The sequence below is a fragment of the Pseudomonas sp. P4_C3 genome (genome assembly GCF_056402075.1).
On sequence record NZ_JBFUIC010000687.1, the window covers coordinates 1 to 962 of the forward strand.

Annotated in this window: 2 protein-coding genes; one reads left to right on the forward strand and one right to left on the reverse strand. The window is 51.9% G+C overall.

Annotated elements, in window-relative coordinates; translation table 11 throughout:
• Positions 1 to 8: 8 nt before the first annotated feature.
• Positions 9 to 284 (forward strand): DUF2798 domain-containing protein, encoded by a 276-nt coding sequence (locus AC1DVH_RS31785; RefSeq protein ID WP_477757120.1) that lies wholly within the window; start codon positions 9 to 11, stop codon positions 282 to 284.
• Between the two features lie 99 nt (positions 285 to 383).
• Here AC1DVH_RS31785 and AC1DVH_RS31790 read toward each other — a convergent pair.
• A partial coding sequence (locus tag AC1DVH_RS31790) for a nucleotidyltransferase domain-containing protein (RefSeq protein ID WP_477757119.1) occupies positions 384 to 962 on the reverse strand: 579 nt, incomplete at its 5' end.

The following is a 962-nucleotide window of genomic DNA, read 5'->3' on the forward strand; positions in this document are numbered from 1 at the left end:
GATCTGATATGAATCCCAAAGCATCCTCTAAAGCACTATTTTTCAACCAGCGTAAGCTCTCGGCTCGCGCTACTCCTTATGTTTTCGCGCTGTATATGGCCACAATTATGGCGTTCTTGATGTCACTCGTGATCACTGCGGCAAACTCCGGTATTGAGATTGATTACCTAAGTAATGCGCTGCACGCCTATAAATTGGCTATGCCAGTGGCATTCCTGTGCATACTCGTCGTTCGCCCCGTTGTGCTCAAACTGGTGTCTTTGACTGTACACCCACATCATTAAGGGCGGCCGCTCAGCGGCCCAATTGATGGGGTGTTGTGGACAACCCTATTGGGTCGACTGTCGCCGGCCGTCACAGGTCGGAGTCGACCCAAAGCGGACCTAACCGGTTTCTGAAGCCATCCAGGTCAAAAAATTATGCAGCTGAGTCGTAAACTCTTTTGGCTTAGCGTACGGGTTCCTTGCCTGGGACAAGAAAAAAGAGATCTGCATTCTCATACACGGGTAATGCTGAACAAACAGCTCGACATGCTCTTCCAGTGTTTGCGGCCACATCAGGTCCTGTTCAGAGCGAAGTACTTGAGTTGAGCAGATGAGCTTGCGCGAGGCTTCGCGTTGCAAGCGTAGCGATTGCGTCGATGTCGCCGCCTGATCGATAAGATCGGCATACCGGGTCAGTACAGATTCGAAGTCACCATTCACGGCAATGGCGATATCACGCGACGGCTTGAACCGGTCGAAGCGCTTAGTCAGATCATTCCCCCACAAGCAACGACAGTGATGCTTGAGCCAATACCCCCAGCTCAATCGTTTGTCAGCCGCCAATACTTCAGAACGACTACCGATGTCGAAATCGATCTTGATGACTTCGGAATGCTGACTTTCCAGCGTGCGCCGTTTCGACTCCAACATTTCCAGATCCTGCGACGCAGGAGGGCTGTGCAGGACAAGGGTCAGGTC

Bases quoted from the DNA above. Each gene is read 5' to 3' on its own strand.
- AC1DVH_RS31785 (WP_477757120.1), top strand. From the start codon at position 9: ATGAATCCCAAAGCATCCTCTAAAGCACTATTTTTCAACCAGCGTAAG.